Raw genomic sequence first — 19,419 nt, 5'->3', positions numbered from 1 at the left:
GGCGGTCAGAGCTCCGGCACGTGGTACGGCGAGACGGTCATCCAGCCGTTGCCCGCGGCCCCGTTGCGCAGGCCGCTGCTGGTCCTGGCGAGGGTGTACCAGGAGTCGACGTAGTCCGGGTCGTCGGTCCACCAGTTGGTGGGGACGGCGTCGAGCAGCGCGTCGGCCAGCGGGATGTACGCGCCCTGGTCGGTGATGGTGAGCAGGACCGCGGCGATGGCCTTGGCCAGGGCCTGGTAGTTGGTGTCCCCGTCGTCCTCCATCATGACCGCGTCGGCCATGTCGTACTTGTAGACGGACCAGTTCACCAGGACCTGGCCCGGGTAGTAGGTCGTGTCCTCGTCGTTCAGATAGGGCATCTCGACGGTGTCGACGCGCGGTGTGCCGTCCTTGCCGAAGCCGGTGACGAGGGTGAAGATCTCGGCGTCGCCCTTGAAGAAGGGCTCCTTGACGTCGCCGACCCGCACCGAGTCGATCCGGGTGGTGTCGATGCCCGACGCGGCGGCCAGGCCCGTTCCGGCGGCCTGGGCGGTGCGGCCGAGGCCCTTGGACGCCAGGGTCCTGTCGATGACCTCCAGGCCCTGGGCGACGGCCTTCGCGCCGTCGATGCCGACGAGGTAGACGGGCCGGTCGGGGGCGCTGTCCAGGGCCAGTTCATGGGCCGCGCCCGTGCTGTCGTACGCGGTGAACGTCGAGCGGTCCCCGTCGTCGGACGGGGCGGCGGCCACCAGCGGGGCCGCGCCCGAGGCGAGCCGGTTCCGCATCGACGCGTCCGCCAGACCGACCCGCAGCAGTGAACCCGCGCCGTCGCCCAGGCCCTTGGCGGCGGCGACGCCCCGGTCGGCCCGGGTGATCCCGGCGGCGAGCTTCCGCCCTGCCGGCGCGTTGGCGTCGTCGGTCAGCCCGCCGAGGCCGACCGCGTCCGCCGCCAGGGCCGCTCTGCGGACCTCCTTGCTCCAGGCGGGATCGGCCAGCGAGCGGGCGAGCGCGAGCGCGGTGGCCTCCTCGATGGCGGAGACCGAGGAGGAAGGAGCGGAGGGGGCGGTGGCCTTGGCCGTTCCGGGCTGCGCCGCCAGGGCGCTGCCCTGGAGCGGGATCAGGGCGGTCGCGGCCAGGGTGACGCCGATCAGTGCCGTGCGCAGCGGTGTGGAAGTACTCAAGAGGATCTCTCCTGACGGCAGTGGGAGCGCTACGGGGGTGACGGAGCGACCACCGGAATCCGGCGAGCGGGGGAAGGGGATCGCATCGGTCTATGCGAGTAGAGCGCGCCTTTGTGTCCATGACAAGAGTGCCCCCGCGCCCGGCTGGACGGCACCGGTGTGCGGCGGGCCGTCCGGCGGGGGTGGTGCCCGCGCGCCGAGCCACTCGGGCAAGCGAACAAATGCCGCATCATGCCCATATGCATCGATAGGCTCCCGGGATGATCCACCATGTCATCCCCCTGGCGGCATCCGGCCTGAAGATCGACTGGGCCAGGATGCCGACGTACAACACGATCATGTCGGTGGCCGCCGGGGCGGGGCTGCTGCTCGTGGTGGCGCTGGGGCGCCAGCTCCTCACGCCCGAACGCACCATCAACCCCGAAGGCTGGGTCCTCGCCTTCGGGGCCCTCGGCTTCATCCTGGTCACCACGGGTCTCCACATGACCCTGACCTGGCCGCTCGCCGGACAGGGCTTCCCGTTCGACAACATCATCTTCGGCGAACCGGCGCTCGCCTTCGGCGTCCTCCTCTTCGCCGCCTCCTTCTACCTCTGGAGACGCGGAGCCGAACTCAACAGCGCGGACCGCATCGTCCGGTCGGCCCGGGTCGCCCTGCCCATCTCTGTCCTCGTGTTCGGACTCGGGCTCGCCTGCTTCGGGATCGCCGCCGCGGGCTGGAAGTACACCCTCTTCGCCGCACCGCCCGAGGAACCCATCTCCGGGGAGTTCGCGCGGTGGCCGATCCTGGAGGCGAGCTTCATGTCGGGGCTGTACGTCCTGGTCGGCATCGGCGCCCTGCTGTTCCCGTTCGTGCTGCGCAGGCCGTCGGGCTGGATGGCCCCGGTGACCGGCGTCGTCTGGGGACTGGCCGGTCTGGCGTTCCTGCTCTTCGGCGGGCTCAACTACTTCACCCACATCGGCCTCATCGTCAACACCATGTGAACCCCGGCGCCCCGGGGCCGGCATACCGCGTACGGAGTACGGCGGGGGAACACCGTACTCCGCGAGGAGGCCGGAGAGTTCGCCCCGGGGGGCTGCCCCCGCGCGGCGGCGGGCCGCTTAGGGTCGAGAACCATGGAGACCCCTCTTGCGCGCACGCCCCGGTGGCGGCGCCCGCTGTCCCGCAGTCGTGGCCGGTGGACCGCGGGCCTCGCGGCCCTCGCCGTGCTGGCCGGCGCGGGCACCTGGAACGCCGTGGCCGACGACGGCGGGCCCGCCGTGCACCGCCAGGACCGGATGCTGAAGACCGACGGGGTGTCCCTCGACACCTCGTACTTCACCGCCGGGGGCACCGGGCGGCGGCCCGCCGTGCTGATCGGGCACGGATTCGGCGGCAGCAAGGACGATGTGCGGGCCCAGGCCGAGCGGCTGGCCCGTTCCGGATACGCCGTGCTGACCTGGTCCGCCCGCGGCTTCGGGAAGTCGGGCGGCGACATCGCGCTCAACGACCCCGGCCGCGAGATCAAGGACGTGTCCCGGCTGATCGACTGGCTGGCGGACCGGCCCGAGGTACGGCTCGACGCGAAGGGCGACCCCCGCGTCGGGATCACCGGAGCCTCCTACGGCGGAGCAGCCGCGCTCCTCGCCGCCGGGCACGACAAGCGCGTCGACGCCATCGCCCCGCAGATCACGTACTGGAACCTCGCCGACGCCCTGTTCCCCGACGGGGTCTTCAAGAAGCTCTGGGCCGGCGTCTTCGTCACCACCGGCGGCGGCTGCCAGAAGTTCGAGAAGCGGCTCTGCGCGATGTACGAACGGGTCGCCGTCAGCGGGAAACCCGACGCCGCCGCACGGGCGCTGCTGACCGAGCGCTCACCGAGCGCCGTCGCGGACCGCATCAAGGTGCCCGCGCTCATCGTGCAGGGGCAGTCCGACTCCCTCTTCCCGCTCGGCCAGGCCGACGCCATGGCCAGGGCCATCAGCGGCAACGGCGCCCCGGTCGCCGTCGACTGGACCGCCGGGGGCCACGACGGCGGCGACCTGGAGACCGACCGGGTCCAACGCCGGATCGGCGACTGGTTCGACCGCTACCTCAAGGACGACAGGAACGCCGACACCGGCCCCGCCTTCCGCGTCACCCGCACCGGAGGCGTCGACTCCACCGACGGCGCCGCCCTCACCCGCGGGGCGAGCAGCGATACGTACCCGGGGCTGGACAGCGGCGCGCAGAGCGTCGCCCTGGACCGGCGCACGGAGACGTTCCGCAACCCCGCCGGGGCCAACCCGCCCGCCATCTCCGCCGTTCCCGGAGCCGGTGGCGGCCTCGCACGGCTCTCGTCCCTCGGCGTCGGGCTCTCGGTCGACTTCCCCGGCCAGTACGCACGCTTCGAATCGGCCCCGCTGGACAAGCCGCTGAGCGTCACCGGCACCCCGACCGTCCAGGTCGACGTCCGGGCCGGCCACGGCGACGCGGTGCTGTTCGGCAAGGTGTACGACGTGTCCCCGGACGGCAAGCAGCAGGTGCTGCCCTCCCAGCTGGTCGCACCCTTCCGCATCACCCCGGCCCAGCAGGGGAAGCCGGTCCGGCTGACCCTCCCCGCCATCGACCACCGGTTCGACGCGGGGCACCGCCTCCGCCTCGTCCTCTCCGCCACCGACCTCGGCTACGCCTCACCCGCCGAGCCGACCACGTACACCGTGACCCCCACCGGCACGCTGACCGTCCCCACCGCCCCCGGCCTGAGGACCGCGGCCACCGCGCTGCCCTGGTGGATCTGGGGCCTCCCGGCCGCCGCCGCGGTGATCGCCGCCCTGCTGCTGCTCACCGCCCGCCGCCGCACCGCGACCCCCGCACCCGATCCGGCACTCGCCGACGTACCCCTCCAGATCACCGGCCTGTCGAAGAAGTACACCAGGACCGGCGACCGGTACGCCGTGAAGGACCTCTCCTTCCGGGTCGAGAAGGGGCAGGTCCTCGGGCTCCTCGGGCCCAACGGCGCGGGCAAGACCACGACCCTGCGGATGCTGATGGGGCTGATCACCCCCGACGACGGCGGGATCCGGGTCTTCGGACACGCCATCCGGCCCGGCGCCCCCGTGCTGTCCCGGGTCGGCTCCTTCGTCGAGGGCGCGGGCTTCCTGCCGCACCTGTCCGGCCGCGCCAACCTGGAGCTGTACTGGCAGGCCACCGGGCGCCCCGCCGAGGACGCGCACCTGACGGAGGCCCTGGAGATCGCCGGTCTCGGCGACGCCCTGGCCCGCGCCGTCCGCACCTACTCGCAGGGCATGCGGCAGCGGCTCGCCATCGCCCAGGCCATGCTCGGCCTGCCGGACCTGCTCATCCTCGACGAACCGACCAACGGCCTCGACCCGCCCCAGATCCGCGAGATGCGTGACGTGATGATCCGTTACGCGGCCGGGGGCCGGACCGTCATCGTCTCCAGCCACCTGCTCTCCGAGGTCGAACAGTCCTGCACCCACCTCGTGGTCATGGACCGGGGCCGGCTCGTCCAGGCGGGCCCGGTCGCCGAGATCACCGGCTCCGGCGACATGCTCCTCGTCACCACCGCCGGGACGGTCGCCGAACCACTGGTGGAGAAGGTCTCCGCACTGGCCGGGATCGGCTCGGCGGTCCGCACCGACGACGGACGCGGACTGCTGGTCCGGCTCGACGGCGCCACCCCGTCCGGACTGATCGCCGAACTGGTCAGGCTGGACGTGCCGTTGACCGGTGTCGGACCGCACCGCCGTCTGGAGGACGCGTTCCTCACCCTCATCTCCGGAGGCTCCGCATGAGTGCCACAGCCGATCTCGCCCAGACCGCCGAGGCCCCCGGCTACCGCGCCCGGCACACCCTGCCGCTGCGCGTCGAGGCGGTGCGCCAGCTGCGCAGACGCCGCACCCTGCTCATGGGCGGGGTGCTGGCCGTGCTGCCCTTCGTCCTGATCACCGCCTTCGCGATCGGCGGCACCCCGGCCTCGCGGGGCGGCGGCAGCGGCCGGATCACCCTGATGGACACCGCGACCGCGTCCGCCGCGAACTTCGCCGCGACCTGCCTCTTCGTCTCCGCCGGGTTCCTCCTGGTGGTCCCCGTCGCGCTGTTCTGCGGGGACACCGTCGCCTCCGAGGCGAGCTGGTCGTCGCTGCGCTATCTGCTGGCGGCACCCGTGCCCCGGGCCAGGCTGCTGTGGAGCAAGCTCGTCGTGGCGCTCGGCTTCAGCCTGGCCGCGATGGTGCTGCTGCCCCTGGTCGCCCTGGGCGCGGGAGCCGTCGCGTACGGCTGGGGGCCGCTCGAACTGCCCACCGGGGGAGCGCTCGCCGCCTCGTCGGCCGTGCCCCGGCTGGCGCTCGTCGTCGCGTTCGTCTTCGTGTCCCAGCTCGTCACCGCCGGGCTGGCGTTCTGGCTGTCCACGAAGACCGACGCCCCGCTGGGCGCGGTCGGCGGCGCGGTCGGGCTGACCATCGTCGGCAATGTGCTGGACGCCGTCACCGCGCTCGGCTCCTGGCGCGAATTCCTCCCCGCGCACTGGCAGTTCGCCTGGGCGGACGCGCTCCAGCCCGGCATCGAATGGGGCGGCATGGCCAAGGGGGCGGCGATCTCGGTGACGTATGCCCTGATCCTGTTCGCCCTCGCCTTCCGGGGGTTCAGTCGTAAGGACATCGTGTCCTGAGCTTGACGTTCCGCCCCGCCCCCGGCCCTCGTTGCCGCATCGAGACGATTCCGCAACGTCTTCGTCTGCTCCCCGGTGCCGTCCCGTACGTCACATTCACACGAGCCGGCACGACGACACTGGGGGCAGACGATGCAACGACGGACAGACAGGTACCCGAAGAAGTACGTGCGGACGTGGCAGGGGGCCCTCGGGCTGCTGCTGGCGGGCGGGATGCTGCTCACCGGCTGCTCCGGAACGTCCACCGGGAACAAGTCCACCGCCGACCGCAGGGGCGGCGCGCTCCCCGCACCCGGACCCGCCGCCTCGGGCGGTGCCGCCGACGGCGCCGAGGAGCGGAACGGCCTGGAGGAGTCCGCGCCGCCCGACTACCTCTCCACCTTCGCGCTGGACGTCGACACCGCCTCGTACGGCTACGCCCGCCGCACCCTCGCCGACGGCGGACTGCCGGAGCCGTCCACCGTGCGGCCCGAGGAGTTCGTCAACAGCTTCCGCCAGGGCTACCGGCGCCCGGACGGCAACGGCTTCTCCGTGAACGTCGACGGGGCCCGCGCCGGCGGCGGCGACTGGTCGCTGGTGCGGGTGGGGCTGGCCACCCGGGCCGCGCCCGCCCGCGACGAACGCCCGCCCGCCGCCCTCACCTTCGTCGTCGACACCTCCGGCTCGATGGCCGAGGCGGACCGGCTCGACCTGGTGAAGAAGTCCCTGGACCTCCTCACCGACGAACTCCGCGACGACGACTCGGTCTCCCTGGTCACCTTCAGCGACGAGACGCGGACCCTGCTGCCGATGACCCGGCTGCGCGACCACCGGGGCAGGATCCGCGACCGGGTCGACGCCATGGAACCCACCGGCTCCACCAACGTGGAAGCAGGCGTCCGCCGAGGGTACGAGGAGGCGGTCGACGGCCACGTCGAGGGCGCCAACAACCGGGTCGTGCTGCTCTCCGACGCCCTCGCCAACACCGGCGAGACCGACGCCGACGCCATCCTGGAACGCATCGGTTCGGCCCGCCGCGACTACGGCATCACCCTCTTCGGGGTCGGCGTCGGCAGCGACTACGGCGACGCGCTGATGGAGCGGCTCACCGACAAGGGCGACGGCCACACCACGTACGTCGCCGACGAGGAGCAGGCCCGCAAGGTCTTCGTCGACCAGCTGCCCGCCCACCTCGAACTGACCGCGCGCGACGCCAAGGCCCAGGTCGCGTTCGACCGGAAGACCGTCGCCCGGTTCGAGCTCATCGGGTACGAGGACCGCAAGGTCGCCGACGAGGACTTCCGCAACGACCGCGTCGACGGCGGCGAGGTCGGCCCCGGCCACACGGTCACCGCGCTCTACGCCGTACAGCTGAGGCCGGGCGCCGAGGGCCGGGTGGCGACCGCCACCGTGCGCTGGCTGGACCCCCGCACCAGGGCCCCGCACGAGCAGCGGGGCACGGTGGGCACCGGTGCGATCGGCCAACCGCTGTGGGGTGGCGGCAGCAAGCGCCTCCAAGTGGACGCCGTCGCCGCCTACTTCGCCGAGGAGCTGCGCGGCGGACGGCTGCCGGGCGCGCCCGGACTCGGTGAACTCGCCTCGCGGGCCCGGAAGCTGGCGTCCGCGACCGAGGACGACTCGGTGCGGAAGCTGGCGACCATGATCGGACAGGCCGGCCGGCTCAAGAACGGCGCGGGCGAAGGCGGTTCGGGGGAAGCGCCGGAGGGCGAACTGGGCTGACCGGGGGAGCGGGGGCGGGCAGGGCCGGACGATTCACGGCGTCCCCCGGAAGCCGGGCGTCCCCCGGAAGTCGGATGTGCGGACCGCCCGGCGAGGACATGATGGCCGCCATGTCCTCCTCCCTGTTCCTGACGCTCGCCGTGATCACGACGGGCCTCTACGCCGGATTCATGCTGACGTTCCTGATCGCGGTCATGCCGGGCATCGGGGCCCTGCCCGACGAGCGGTTCACGGCGGCCATGCGCCGCTTCAACGAGAAGGTGCCCGGCCCCGCCTTCCTGGTCCTCTTCCTGGGGGTGATCGCCTTCCCGGCCGTCGTGGCCCTCGGCGGCGACGGCGGCCGGGACCGGGTGCTCGCCGTCGTGGCGCTGGTCTGCGCGGTGGCCGGTCACCTGGTCACGATCGTCGGCAACATCCCGCTCAACAAGGCGCTCGCGGAGTCCGAGGGCGGCGACGACAGCGCGGCCCGCGCCGCGTTCGAAGCCCCCTGGAACCGGCTCCACCGGGTCCGGACGGTGCTGTCCCTCGCCGCGTTCGCCCTGCTGGCCGTGGTCGGCGCGGAGTTCTAGCGGCCGGTCCCCCGCGCTCAGAAGTCGAATTTGTCGATGTTCTTCCGGTCGAACACGGTCGGCTCGCCGAGGACGACCTCACCGTCCCTGCCGACCGTGTACGTACCGAGCCGGCCCGCCCGGAACGTCTCTCCCTCCGCACCGCTGATCCGCCCCGACGCCAGCGCGGCGGCGGCGTACGAGCCGAGGTAGCCCAGATCCTCCGGGTTCCACAGCGAGAACTGCTCGACGGTGCCGTCCTTGACGTACTTGCGCATCTGGTTCGGGGTGCCCAGGCCGTTCAGTACGACCTTGCCCTTGTACGAGGAGTCGCCGAGATAGCGGGCGGCGGCGGCGATGCCGACGGTGGTGGGCGAGATGATGCCCTTGAGGTCCGGGTACGCCTGCATCAGGCCCTGCGTCTGCTGGAACGACTTCTGGTCCGCGTCGTCCCCGTACGCCACCTTCACCAGCTTCATCTCCTTGTACCTGGGCAGCTTCAACTCCTCCCGCATGAAACCGATCCAGGTGTTCTGGTTGGTGGCGTTCTGGGTGGCCGAGAGGATCGCGATCTTCCCCCGGTAGCCGAGCTGCGCACCGAGATGCCGGACCAGACCGCGGCCGATCTCCTCGGAGCCCGCCTGGTTGATGAAGAGCTGCCGGCAGTCCTTCGCGGTGTCGGAGTCGTACGCGACGACCTTGATGTTCTTGCGCATCGCCTGCTTCAACGGGCCGCACACCGCGTTGGGGTCGTTGGCCGCCACCAGGATCGCGTCCTGACGCTGCTGGATCAGTGTGTTGATGTAGCTGACCTGCGAGGAGGCCCCGGCGTCGGAAGGGCCGACCTCCTTGCCCGTGCCGCCGAACTCCCGGGCGGCCGAGATCCCCGCGTCGTCCACGATCTTCTCGTACGGATTGTTGATCTGCTTGGGCAGGAAGGCGAGCTTGAGGCCCTTCTTCAGCGGCGCGTCCGGATCGGCCTTCGCCGTCGTCCCGGCCTTCGCCGAGCCCTGGTCCGCGCTGTCCTTGGTGGTGCCGGAACAGGCGCTCAGGGCGAGGGCGAGCGACACGGCGGTGGCGGCGGTGGCGAGAGTGCGGAGCATCATGGCGGTGAGGGCCCTTTCGACAGGAGGCGGGAGACGGGGCCGGGTTCAGGACGGGGAGTCCATGGCGCGCCGGTGCCGTCGCGCGGCGACGGCGGCGATCACCCGGGGCGTGAGCACGGACGCCACGAGCAGCAGGCCGGTCACGATCACCTGCACCTCGTTGGCGATGTCGTTGAGCGTCAGGAGGTTCTTCAGCACTCCGATCAGCAGCACCCCGGCGACCGCGCCGAAGACGGTGCCCTTCCCGCCGTCGAAGTCGATGCCGCCGAGCAGCACCGAGGCGATGACGAGCATCTCGAAGCCGAGTCCGTTGTCGGCGCGGGCACTGCCGTACCGCAGGGTGAACAGGACACCGGTGAACGAGGCGAACAGCCCCGTCACGACGAACAGCAGCAGCTTGATCCGCTTGACCCGGATCCCCGCGAAGTACGCCGCCTCCTCCTGGGCGCCGATCGCGAACAGCGCCCGGCCCAGGCCGGTGGCGTGCAGCACGACCGCGGTGAGCACCGCGAGGACGGCGAACAGCAGGACCGGGTACGTGAGGAAGGTGCCGGGCACGGTGGTGGTGTCGACGGCCCAGTCCGCGTACTTCGGCGGGAAGCCCGTCACCGCGTCGCTGCCCAGCACCACCGAGGCCAGCCCGCGGTAGAGGGCCAGGGTGCCGATGGTGACGGCCAGCGACGGCAGCCCCACCCGGGTGACCAGCCAGCCGTTGAGCAGCCCGCCCGCCGCACCGGCCAGCAGCACCACCGGCACGATCGCCTCGAAGGCCCAGCCGCCGTTCCACAGCGCACCGGTCAGCGCGCTGCCCAGGCCCAGCATCGAGGCGACCGAGAGATCGACCTGCCCGGCGACGACGAGCAGCGTCATCGGCAGGGCGATGAAGGCGACCTCGACGATGTCGTTGAAGGCGAAGGCGAGGTTCTCGCCGGAGCCGAAGCCGTCCGTGGAGCCGAGGCCGACGACGAAGACCGCCACCAGGAGCACTCCGACCGCGGTGTCCCAGCGCAGCGCCAGGCGCCGTGGAAGATCTCCTCCCCTCCGTGCGCCGTCCGCCGCCGCCCGGGTCTCAGACCGCGTTCCCATGCCGGGCGCTCCTCTTCCTCAGGGCGGCGGTCAGCCGCAGGTCCACGACCCGGTCGACGCCGATGGCGAGCAGCAGTAGCGCACCGGTGAGGGCGCCCTGCCAGAAGGCGTCGACCTTCAGGACGACCAGGACGCTGCCGATGGTGGTGAGCAGCAGCGCGCCCAGGGCGGCGCCCCAGACCGTCCCCGTACCGCCGGTGATGGCGACGCCCCCGACGACGACGGCGCTGACGACGGTCAGCTCCCAGCCGTGCGCGTTGTCCGCGACGACCGTGCCGAACCGGGCCAGCCACAGCGCCCCGGCGAAACCGGCGACGGCTCCGGAGAAGACGTACGCGGCGAGGACCCGGCGGCGCACCGGGATGCCGGCGAGCAGCGCGGCCTCCGGGTTCGAACCGATCGCGTACAGCTCCCGGCCCGAGACCCGGTCGCGGAGGAAGGAGGCGGTCGCGGCGAGCACCACCAGGGCGATCAGCGGCAGGTACGGCACCCCGAGAACGCTGCCGAGCCGCAGCACCGGGTCGGGCACCTCGGCGGCGCCGATCTGGTCGCCCTGCGCCCACCAGTAGTCGACGCCCTGGATGACGTAGAGCATGCCCAGCGTCACGACGAGCGCCGGGACCCCGCCGAAGCCGACCAGGGAGCCGGAGACGAGCCCGCAGACCGCTCCGACGGCGAGGCCCAGCAGCATCACGGCGAGCACGCCGTGGTCCGTCCCGGCGACGAACCTGCCGCAGGCGAAGGCGGAGAGCCCGACCACGGAGCCGACCGACAGGTCGATGTTGCGGGTGATCACCACGGCCGACTGGCCGACCGCGAGCAGCACCAGGATCGAGGCGTTGAGCAGCAGGTCGCGGACGCCCTGGCCGGACAGGAACCGCGGGTTGGCGAGGTACGTACCGAGGACGAGCAGGGCCAGCGCCCCGGCGATGGAGAGCTCACGGGCCCGGAACACCGCTTCCACGAGCGAGGACGCGCCGCGCACCGGGACCCCGGCACCGGTGCCCGGCGGACCGCCGACGGTGGTGGTCACGGTGCCTCCTGTCCGGCGAGTGCGGTGGCCGTGGTCGGGTCGGTTTCGTCGGTGGTGGTCATGGCGCTTCCTGTCCGGCGAGTGCGGTGGCCGTGGTCGGGTCGGTTTCGTCGGTGGTGGTCACGGCGCTTCCTGTCCGGCGAGTGCGGTGGCCGTGGTCGGGTCCGTTTCGTCGGTGGTGGTCACGGTGCCTCCCGTCCGACCAGTCCGGCCGCCGCGGCCAGGACCGTCTCCTCGGTGGCGCTCCCGCGCGGGAGTTCGGCGACGAGCCGGCCCTCACGCATGACGAGCACCCGGTCGGCCATCCCGATCACCTCGGGCAGGTCGGAGGAGATCATCAGCACCGCGAGCCCGTCCGCCGCCGACGCGGAGAGCAGCCGGTGGACCTCGGCCTTGGTGCCGACGTCGATGCCCCGGGTCGGCTCGTCCACGACGAGCACCGACGGCCCGGTCGCGAGCCACTTGGCGAGCACGACCTTCTGCTGGTTGCCGCCGGACAGCACGCCGACGGCATCGGCCAGGCGGTGGTACTTGAGCCGCAGGCGCACCGCCCAGGCGGCGGCCCGGTCGCGCTCCCGGGCGCGGCGTACGAGCCCGTGTCCGCGTAACCCGCCGAGGGCGGTGAGCCCCACGTTGCGCTCGATGGACATCTCCATGACGAGCCCGCTCCGACGGCGGTCCTCCGGGACGAGCGCCAGTCCGGCGGCCATCGCGGCGGTCGGCGAGCCGGGGCGCAGCACGGTGCCGCCGACCCGGACCTCCCCGGCGTCCGCGCGGTCGACGCCGAAGACCGCCTGGGCGACCTCGGTCCGCCCGGCGCCGACGAGCCCGGCGAGCGCCACGATCTCCCCGCGCCGGACCTCGAACGACACATCGCGGAAGACGCCCTCGCGGGTCAGCCGCCGGACCGACAGGGCGACCTCGCCGACCGCCGCGTCCTGCTTCGGGTAGAGGGCGGTCAGGTCGCGGCCGACCATCCGGCGCACCAGATCGTCCGCGGTCAGCCCGGCCAGCGGCTCGGACGCGATCAGGCGGCCGTCGCGCAGCGTCGTGACCCGCTCGCACAGCTCGAAGACCTCGTCGAGCCGGTGCGAGATGAACAGCACGGCCGCGCCCTCGTCGCGCAGCGCCCGCACCACGGAGAAGAGCCGGGCCGTCTCGCCGCCGGTGAGCGCGGCCGTCGGCTCGTCCATGATCAGGACCCGGGCGTCGAAGGAGAGCGCCTTGGCGATCTCGACGATCTGCTGGTCCGCGATGGAGAGCCCGCGGGCCGGCCGGTCGGGGGCCAGGCCGACCCCGAGCCGGCGCATCAGCGCCGCGGTGGCGTCGCGCACGGCGCGGTGGTCGATCCGGCCGAGACGGCGCCGGGGCTGACGGCCCATGAAGATGTTCTCGGCGATCGACAGATCGGGGAAGAGGGCCGGTTCCTGGTAGATGACGGCGACCCCGGCGGCACGGGCGTCGGCGGGGCCGTGGAAGGCGACGGGCGCGCCGTCGAGCAACAGCCGCCCGCCGTCCGGGCGGTGCACTCCGGCGAGCGTCTTGATGAGGGTGGACTTGCCCGCGCCGTTCTCCCCGGCGAGCGCGTGGATCTCGCCGGACCGCAGCGACAGGGATACGTCGTGCAGGGCGCGTACGGCGCCGAAGGACTTGCTCACGTTCCTCAGCGCCAGGACCGGGGCGGTGGCGGGGACCGGGGCCGGTGGCGGGTCCTCGGCAGGCTGGTTCATGGGGCTCCTCGGCGGTGGCGGACGCGGGTGGAGCGCGGTGCCGGAGCACCGTGAAAGGTTTCAATGAGGTAGCTCGGAAGCTAGACGGGGAGCGCGGGCGCAGTCAATGGTGCGGTGGCGGCCCTGTTCCGCCCCGCGTACCGGGGGACCGGACACGGGCGCGTATCGGCGGCCCGCACGGGCGCCGGGGGCGCTGTCGAGGCCCGCCCGGGGCGTCGGGACGCTGTCGGCGCCCAGCCTGGGGCGTCGGGACGCGTTCGCTCTCCGTCCGGGGCGTCGGGACGCTGTCGGCGCCTAGCCCGGGGCGTCGGGACGCGTTCGCTCTCCGAACGGGGCGTCGGGGCGCTGTCGATGCCCAGCCCAGACACGGCCGCGCGCCGCCGCCCGGACAGGTATCCGTCCTTGCCCGACTTCGCCGGGACAGGCTCCGCCCTCGCCCGACTCCGCCCGGCGCGACCGGAATTGCTCGCCGAGGATTCGTCGGCCGTTCACGTCGTGGAGCTGTAACAGTCGTCCGGGCGGTGCAACCCCCGTACGCCACCGCCGGTCTGATTCTGCGTGGCGCGGGAGACCGACCGGCGCGCCCCGCTGTCCGCACAGACCTTTCCGAACCCGAACGAAGGAGTCCACGTGGCATCCCGTGCCCTAGGAACCACCGTGGTCCTCGCCATCACCGTGGCGACCGCCGTGACCACCTTCTCCACCACCGCCCAGGCATCGACGCCCGCCCGCGCCACCGCTTCGGCGCCCGCGAACGCGCCCGCGTCCGCGAACGCGCCCGCACCGGCCCCGCGGCGCGACGACTTCAACGGGGACGGCTACCCGGACCTGGCCTTCGCCGCCCCCGACGCCACCGTCGACGGTGTGGCCAAGGCCGGTTCCGTGGGTGTGGTGTACGGCTCCAAGAGCGGGCTGAAGACCGCCACCAAACAGGTCTTCACCCAGAACTCGCCCGGAATACCGGACTCCGCCGAGAGCGGTGACACCTTCGGCAGCTCGGTGGTCTCCGCCGACCTCGACGGGGACGGATACACCGACCTGGTCGTCGGCTCGGGCAACGAGAAGATCGGTACGTTCAAGGACGCCGGCTCGCTCACCGTCATCTGGGGCGGCGCGAACGGACTGTCCGGCGGCGCGACCCTCCTGACCGGCGATCACGAGTACGCCGGGATCGGCTCCAAGACCGCCGTCGGCGACTTCGACGGCGACGGCACCCCGGACATCGCCACCCTCGATTCGGGCGACACCTACGTCCTGTCGGGCCCGTTCAAGCGCGACGGCAGCGCCTCGGCCCCCGCCCGGCTGATCCGCGACACGGACGATCTGCGCTACCTGGACGTCGTCGCGGGCGACTTCAACGGCGACGGCCGCGACGACCTGGCCTCCGTCGTCCACGACGGCGACGAGTACGACGCCCGCCGCATCCTGATCCGCGACGGCGGCGCGGGTGGCCTCGCCGAGAAGTACACCACCGTCAAGGCGTCCAACGGCTACCGCCTCCAGGGCGGCGAGACCATCACGGCCGGCCACGTCAACGGTGACAAGTACGCGGACCTCGTCGTGGGCCGCACCGTCGAGGGCTACGACAGCGACCTGGACCACCCGCTCGCCCTGGGCGGCATGATCACCTACGTACCGGGCAGCGCCACCGGCCCCCGCGGCGACCGCGCCAAGGTCTTCAACCAGGACTCCCCGGGCGTCCCCGGCGCCGCCGAGGTGCACGACGGATTCGGCGGCTCGCTCTCGATCGGTGACATGAACGGCGACGGCTACGGCGACATCGCGGTCGGCGTTCCCGACGAGGCCCTCGGCACGAAGAAGAAGGCGGGCTCCGTCCTCGTCCTCCCCGGCACCGCGTCCGGCCCGACCGGCACCGGCACGATCGGCTTCAACCAGGACACCCCGGACGTCCCCGGCGTGGCCGAGGCCGGCGATCTGTTCGGCGGCGCCGTCAAACTGGTCGACGCCAACCACGACGGCCGCAGCGAACTGGCTGTGGGCGCCCCGGGCGAGAACACCGGCGCCGGCTCCCTGTGGGTCTTCCCGACCGCCGAGAAGGGCCTGACGGCCAAGGGCTCGTTCACCTTCGGCCACGGAACCCTGGGCACGGTGGCGAAGTCCGCGGCGCTCGGCTCGTCCTTCAACCGCTGACCGCCCGCCTCCCCCGCGAGCACGACGCCCCGGGGGAGGCCCCCGCGGAACCCCGGCGGCAGCCGGACACCACCGGACCGCCGCCCGCACCACCGCCCGGGTCGGTCCGGTGCTTACGCGCCCGCTACGGGCCACCCTTTAGTGTGCGTTCGACCAGCGAAAAGGCCCTCCGGGGTGGAGGGCCTCACAGTGGTGCGCGCTATGCGCCCCCGGCAGGACTCGAACCTGCGGCCAAGCGCTTAGAAGGCGCCTGCTCTATCCACTGAGCTACGGGGGCCGGGTAGTGGCCTCGGCGGCCTGGAGCCCTGGGGCCGGGCCGGTCGGTGACCTGCCGGGACAAGGATAGGGCTCCGATCGCCTGGTGCTGGTTGCTTCACCTGCGTGGCACGATGTGGAGGTTCGGTGAAGCGAACCGATAATCGCAGGTAGGTGGGATTCGCGCAGCGCTTTTCACGCCTCGCGCCCCGGGTGTTGTGCACTCGTTATGCCTGCGCCCCACTCGTCCCCTCTGTCCTGACTTCGTTCCTGGGAGGGAACCGGCGCGCAGAGGTGGCTATACGCTTCAAAAAGGCTCCAAAGTTGGGCATTCTTCGCATGTGGTGACCTTGGACGTACGGCCTCAGCTCATCGACGCACTTTCCGCCCTGCGCGACCGTGTCGCTGCCGTGCGTCTTCCCCTTCCGCTGCCGGGGGCCGCGCGGGCCCGGCGCACCCGGAGCGAGCTGCTCGCCCAGCTCGACGACTATCTGCTTCCCCGGCTCAGGGACCCCGAGGCACCGCTGCTCGCGGTCGTCGGGGGGTCGACCGGGGCGGGGAAGTCGACACTGGTCAACTCGCTGGTGGGACGACCGGTCAGCGAGGCCGGAGTGCTGCGGCCGACCACCCGGACGCCCGTGCTCGTCTGCCATCCGGATGATCACCACTGGTTCGCCGGGGTACGCGTACTGCCACAGCTCACCCGGGTCTGGCTGCCGCCGGAGGAGCCCGGGGGACCGGACCGGTACGGGGACCTCGACGGGCTGGACGTGCTCGGCGGCCGTGACGAGGAGAACGGCACCGCACTGCGGGTCGAGACCTCGCCCGGTCTGCCGCGCGGCCTCGCGCTGCTCGACGCCCCCGACATCGACTCGCTCGTGGTGCGCAACCGGATGCTGGCCTCCGAGCTGATCTGCGCCGCCGACGTCTGGGTGATGGTGACCACGGCCTCCCGCTACGCGGACGCGGTGCCCTGGCACCTGCTGCGTACCGCCAAGCAGTACGACGCCTCGCTCGTCACCGTCCTCGACCGGGTGCCGCACCAGGTCATCGCCGAGGTCTCGCGGCAGTACGGAGCGCTGCTCACCCGCGCGGGCCTCGGCGAGGTGCCGCGCTTCACCATCCCCGAACTCCCCGAGTCGGCCGGGGGCGGCAGCGGGCTCCTGCCCACGACCGCCGTCGCCCCGCTGCGGGCCTGGCTCAGCCACCGCGCCCAGGACCCGGCGGCCCGCCAGCAGGCGGTCGGCCGCACGGCCGCCGGGGTCATCGACTCGCTGGACGTACGGATGCCCGAGCTGGCCGGGGCCGTCGCGGCGCAGTACGCGGCGGCCGTGCGGCTGACCGGCGTGGTCGAGGACGTGTACCGCGCGGAGGGCGCCCGGGTCCGGCGCAGACTGCGCGGCGGCGGGGTGCTCGCCGGGGACGCCCGGACCAGATGGCGCGGATACCCGCTGTACAGCACCTCCGGGGAGCTCCTCGAAGCGCTGGTCGAGAGCCTTTCCGCGCTCCTCCAGTGCGCCGTGGCCGCTGCCGACGAACAGATCCGTACGGCCTGGCGGCGCGATCCCGCCGCCGGGGAGTTCGGCTTCGAGGACGTCGGCCGGGAAGCCGGGGGCTGGGGACCCGCCGAGGACATCCGGGGCCGGATCACCATGGCCGTACGGCGCTGGTGGCGGGTCCTGGAGGAGCTGGCCGAGGAGGAGGTGCGCCGCCTGGAACGCAACGCCGCGCCCGACGCCGAGACCGTGGCGGCGCTGCTGGCCGCCGCACTGCTCGGCGGCCGCCGCACCCGGGGCGCCGGGGAGCAGCTCGCCGAACGCATCGGCGTCCAGGGCGCGCTGCGCCTGCGCGACAAGGGCGGGGCCCTGCTCACCGACTGCCTCGACCGGGTGATGAACGGCGAGCGCGACCGGCGGCTCGCACCGCTGGACGCGCTCGACGTGGCCCCCGAGCCGCAGGCCGAACTGATCGCCGCGCTGTCCGTACTGCAGAAGGAGAGGTGGCAGCGATGACTGCCGTCACTGACGAGGAGACCGGCCGGACCGCCGACCGGACCGGGAGTCCCGACGCGCAGGAGGAACGGGAAACGGACCGGCGGGCCCGGATCCCGGAGGCGAGCCGGGACTGGAACGACGGGCTCATCGCCCGGCGGGCGGCGGCCAAGACGGTGGAACCCGAGCCCGAGACCGCCCCGGACGACGACGCGCGGCCGCCCCAGGTGGAGGCCTACGGACCCTCCGGCGGGCCGCTCCGGACCCGGCTCGACGCGCTGCGCGAACTCGTCGGGCTGTCCCGGGCCCGGCTCGACGCGGCCACCCTCGCCGAGGCGGGACGGGTGCTCGACGAGGCGGCGGCCCGCCGGCGGCTCTCCTCCCGGCACACCGTCGTCGCCATCGCCGGGGCCACCGGCAGCGGCAAGTCGACGCTCTTCAACGCCCTCGCGGGCGCCCAGATCTCCGACACCGGGCTCCGCAGGCCGACCACCGCCGCGCCCCTCGCCTGCTCCTGGACCGACGGCGCCGCCGGACTGCTGGACCGGCTCGCCATCCCCGGACGGCTCAGGCGCAGGCCGCAGCAGGGCGCCGCGGACACCGACGAGGCCCTCCAGGGTCTCGTCCTCGTCGACCTGCCCGACCACGACTCGGCGGCGACCGAACACCGCGAACAGGTCGACCGGGTGCTCGCGCTGGTCGACGCGGTGATCTGGGTCGTCGACCCGGAGAAGTACGCGGACGCGGCCCTCCACGAGCGCTATCTACGGCCGCTCGCCGGGCACGCCGAGGTCACCTTCGTCGTCCTCAACCAGATCGACCGGCTGCCCGGCGACGCCGCCGACCAGGTCATCGACGATCTGCGTCGGCTGCTCGACGAGGACGGCATGGCCCTGGGCGAGCACGGAGAACCCGGCGCCACCGTCATGTCCCTGTCCGCCCTCACCGGTGAGGGCGTCGACGAACTGCGCGAGGTGCTCGGCCGGTTCGTCCAGGAGCGCACCGCGGCGGCGCGCAGGCTCTCCGCGGACGTGGACGCCGCCGCGGCCAGGCTCCGCCCGGTGTACGTGGCCGAGGGCCGCCCCGGCCTCGGCGAACGGGCCCGCGAGGAGTTCGCCGACCGGCTGGCGGAGGCCCTCGGGGCGGCCGCTGCGGGCCAGGCCGCCGAGCGCGAGTGGCGCAGGAACGCCGGACGGGCGTGCGGCACGCCCTGGCTGCGGCTGTGGCGCTGGTACGAGTCCACCCGGCGGCCCGGAAGCCTGGAGCGCCCGGCGCGGCCCGAGCCCCCCGAGGAGCAGCTCACCGCCCGCCAGCTGGTCGAGCAGGCGGTACGGACGCTGGCGGACGAGGCCGCGGACGGGCTGCCGGGCCCCTGGGCGCAGGCGGTCCGCGAGGCCGCGGTGCACGGCGCGGACGGGCTGCCGGAGGCGCTGGACACGCTGGCGCAGCGGACCGGCGGCGAGCCCGTGCCGGGCCCTCCGGCGGTGGTGGCGACGGGGGTGGCCGGGGCCTCCGGCGTGGCGCACGGCGGCCGGGTGGGCGGGAAGCCGCCGCGCCCGAAGTGGTGGCCCGCCGCCGTACTGGCTCAGGCGTCGATGACCCTGCTGCAGATCTTCGGCGGCCTCTGGCTGGTCGGCCAGATCGTCGGCGTGCTCGCACCGGGGTACCTCACGCCCGCCCTGGTGATGCTGACCGGAGTCGTGGGCGGTCCGCTGGTGGAGTGGTCGTGCGCGGCCGCGGCGCGCGGGCCCGCGCGCCGGTACGGGCAGGAGGCCGAACGGCGGCTGCGCGAGACGGCGTCGGCCTGCGGCCGGGCCCGGGTGCTCGATCCGGTGGCGGCGGAACTCGTGCGGTACCGAGAGGTGCGGGAGAGGTTCGCGGCGGTGACGGAGATTTCCACAACCGGCGGGTAGTCCACAGGCGTCGGCAGGATTTCCGCCTCCCCGTCAGTCTGGGACCGGTGACCGCATGGAGGCGGTCGCCGATCCG

General features: G+C 73.1%; 13 protein-coding genes and 1 tRNA gene. 8 read left to right on the top strand and 6 right to left on the bottom strand.

The window, feature by feature from the left end; genetic code table 11:
- Nucleotides 1-5: 5 nt before the first annotated feature.
- Nucleotides 6-1,160, bottom strand: a complete 1,155-nt coding sequence (locus ACFVFH_RS04490) for a DUF3103 family protein (RefSeq protein ID WP_383763202.1) — start codon at nucleotides 1,158-1,160, stop codon at nucleotides 6-8.
- A 260-nt stretch (nucleotides 1,161-1,420) separates the two neighbouring features.
- Here ACFVFH_RS04490 and ACFVFH_RS04485 point away from each other — a divergent pair, with 260 nt between their 5' ends.
- The 5 genes from ACFVFH_RS04485 (at nucleotide 1,421) to ACFVFH_RS04465 (ending at nucleotide 8,099) form a co-directional block, all read left to right on the top strand.
- A complete protein-coding gene (locus ACFVFH_RS04485) occupies nucleotides 1,421-2,143 on the top strand; it encodes a DUF981 domain-containing protein (protein ID WP_383763199.1) in 723 nt (240 codons plus the stop codon).
- A 132-nt stretch (nucleotides 2,144-2,275) separates the two neighbouring features.
- Nucleotides 2,276-4,936 carry an alpha/beta fold hydrolase gene (locus tag ACFVFH_RS04480; RefSeq protein ID WP_383763197.1) on the top strand — a complete coding sequence of 887 codons (2,661 nt, stop codon included), beginning with the start codon at nucleotides 2,276-2,278 and terminating at the stop codon, nucleotides 4,934-4,936.
- The gene (locus tag ACFVFH_RS04475; protein WP_383763194.1) at nucleotides 4,933-5,811 is read left to right on the top strand and encodes an ABC transporter permease; all 879 of its coding nucleotides are present in this window, start codon (nucleotides 4,933-4,935) and stop codon (nucleotides 5,809-5,811) included. Before ACFVFH_RS04480 ends, ACFVFH_RS04475 begins: the two co-directional genes overlap by 4 nt.
- Before the next feature lie 132 nt (nucleotides 5,812-5,943).
- The gene (locus ACFVFH_RS04470; RefSeq protein ID WP_383763191.1) at nucleotides 5,944-7,530 is read left to right on the top strand and encodes a von Willebrand factor type A domain-containing protein; all 1,587 of its coding nucleotides are present in this window, start codon (nucleotides 5,944-5,946) and stop codon (nucleotides 7,528-7,530) included.
- Nucleotides 7,531-7,628: 98 nt separating this feature from the next.
- Nucleotides 7,629-8,099 carry a DUF1772 domain-containing protein gene (locus ACFVFH_RS04465; protein WP_383763601.1) on the top strand — a complete coding sequence of 157 codons (471 nt, stop codon included), beginning with the start codon at nucleotides 7,629-7,631 and terminating at the stop codon, nucleotides 8,097-8,099.
- 17 nt (nucleotides 8,100-8,116) lie between these two features.
- On the opposite strand, the gene rhaS is transcribed toward ACFVFH_RS04465, so the two are convergent.
- From rhaS to ACFVFH_RS04445, 4 genes are all read right to left on the bottom strand, one after another.
- Nucleotides 8,117-9,184 (bottom strand): rhamnose ABC transporter substrate-binding protein, encoded by a 1,068-nt coding sequence (gene rhaS / locus ACFVFH_RS04460; protein WP_383763188.1) that lies wholly within the window; start codon nucleotides 9,182-9,184, stop codon nucleotides 8,117-8,119.
- Nucleotides 9,185-9,229: 45 nt separating this feature from the next.
- Entirely contained in the window at nucleotides 9,230-10,270 is a 1,041-nt protein-coding gene (locus ACFVFH_RS04455; RefSeq protein WP_383763185.1) for an ABC transporter permease, read from the bottom strand.
- Entirely contained in the window at nucleotides 10,254-11,303 is a 1,050-nt protein-coding gene (locus ACFVFH_RS04450) for an ABC transporter permease (protein WP_383763182.1), read from the bottom strand. Before ACFVFH_RS04450 ends, ACFVFH_RS04455 begins: the two co-directional genes overlap by 17 nt.
- A gap of 182 nt (nucleotides 11,304-11,485) precedes the next feature.
- Nucleotides 11,486-13,033, bottom strand: coding sequence for a sugar ABC transporter ATP-binding protein (locus ACFVFH_RS04445; protein ID WP_383763179.1), 1,548 nt, complete (start codon nucleotides 13,031-13,033; stop codon nucleotides 11,486-11,488).
- A gap of 630 nt (nucleotides 13,034-13,663) precedes the next feature.
- On the opposite strand from ACFVFH_RS04445, the gene ACFVFH_RS04440 reads away from it, so the two are divergent.
- Nucleotides 13,664-15,184 (top strand): FG-GAP and VCBS repeat-containing protein, encoded by a 1,521-nt coding sequence (locus tag ACFVFH_RS04440; RefSeq protein ID WP_383763176.1) that lies wholly within the window; start codon nucleotides 13,664-13,666, stop codon nucleotides 15,182-15,184.
- A 204-nt stretch (nucleotides 15,185-15,388) separates the two neighbouring features.
- Here the strand turns inward: ACFVFH_RS04440 and ACFVFH_RS04435 are convergent.
- Nucleotides 15,389-15,461, bottom strand: a tRNA-Arg gene (locus ACFVFH_RS04435).
- Between the two features lie 328 nt (nucleotides 15,462-15,789).
- Between ACFVFH_RS04435 and ACFVFH_RS04430 the strand changes: the two genes are divergently transcribed.
- A complete protein-coding gene (locus tag ACFVFH_RS04430; protein ID WP_383763598.1) occupies nucleotides 15,790-17,451 on the top strand; it encodes an ATP-binding protein in 1,662 nt (553 codons plus the stop codon).
- Nucleotides 17,448-19,343: a GTP-binding protein gene (locus ACFVFH_RS04425; RefSeq protein WP_383763173.1), complete on the top strand. Its 1,896-nt coding sequence runs from the start codon at nucleotides 17,448-17,450 to the stop codon at nucleotides 19,341-19,343. The genes ACFVFH_RS04430 and ACFVFH_RS04425 overlap by 4 nt, the downstream gene beginning before the upstream one ends.
- The last annotated feature ends 76 nt before the right edge of the window (nucleotides 19,344-19,419 follow it).

It is taken from the genome of Streptomyces sp. NPDC057697 (genome assembly GCF_042799335.1).
Lineage (GTDB): Bacteria > Actinomycetota > Actinomycetes > Streptomycetales > Streptomycetaceae > Streptomyces.
This window is presented reverse-complemented; position numbering and strand designations above follow the sequence as displayed.

What these genes read in the sequence shown, in the direction of transcription:
- ACFVFH_RS04445 (WP_383763179.1), bottom strand. Translation starts at nt 13,033, where the DNA reads ATGAACCAGCCTGCCGAGGACCCGCCACCGGCCCCGGTCCCCGCCACC.
- ACFVFH_RS04455 (WP_383763185.1), bottom strand. Translation starts at nt 10,270, where the DNA reads ATGGGAACGCGGTCTGAGACCCGGGCGGCGGCGGACGGCGCACGGAGG.
- ACFVFH_RS04475 (WP_383763194.1), top strand. Translation starts at nt 4,933, where the DNA reads ATGAGTGCCACAGCCGATCTCGCCCAGACCGCCGAGGCCCCCGGCTAC.
- ACFVFH_RS04470 (WP_383763191.1), top strand. Translation starts at nt 5,944, where the DNA reads ATGCAACGACGGACAGACAGGTACCCGAAGAAGTACGTGCGGACGTGG.
- ACFVFH_RS04425 (WP_383763173.1), top strand. Translation starts at nt 17,448, where the DNA reads ATGACTGCCGTCACTGACGAGGAGACCGGCCGGACCGCCGACCGGACC.
- rhaS (WP_383763188.1), bottom strand. Translation starts at nt 9,184, where the DNA reads ATGATGCTCCGCACTCTCGCCACCGCCGCCACCGCCGTGTCGCTCGCC.
- ACFVFH_RS04480 (WP_383763197.1), top strand. Translation starts at nt 2,276, where the DNA reads ATGGAGACCCCTCTTGCGCGCACGCCCCGGTGGCGGCGCCCGCTGTCC.
- ACFVFH_RS04465 (WP_383763601.1), top strand. Translation starts at nt 7,629, where the DNA reads ATGATGGCCGCCATGTCCTCCTCCCTGTTCCTGACGCTCGCCGTGATC.
- ACFVFH_RS04485 (WP_383763199.1), top strand. Translation starts at nt 1,421, where the DNA reads ATGATCCACCATGTCATCCCCCTGGCGGCATCCGGCCTGAAGATCGAC.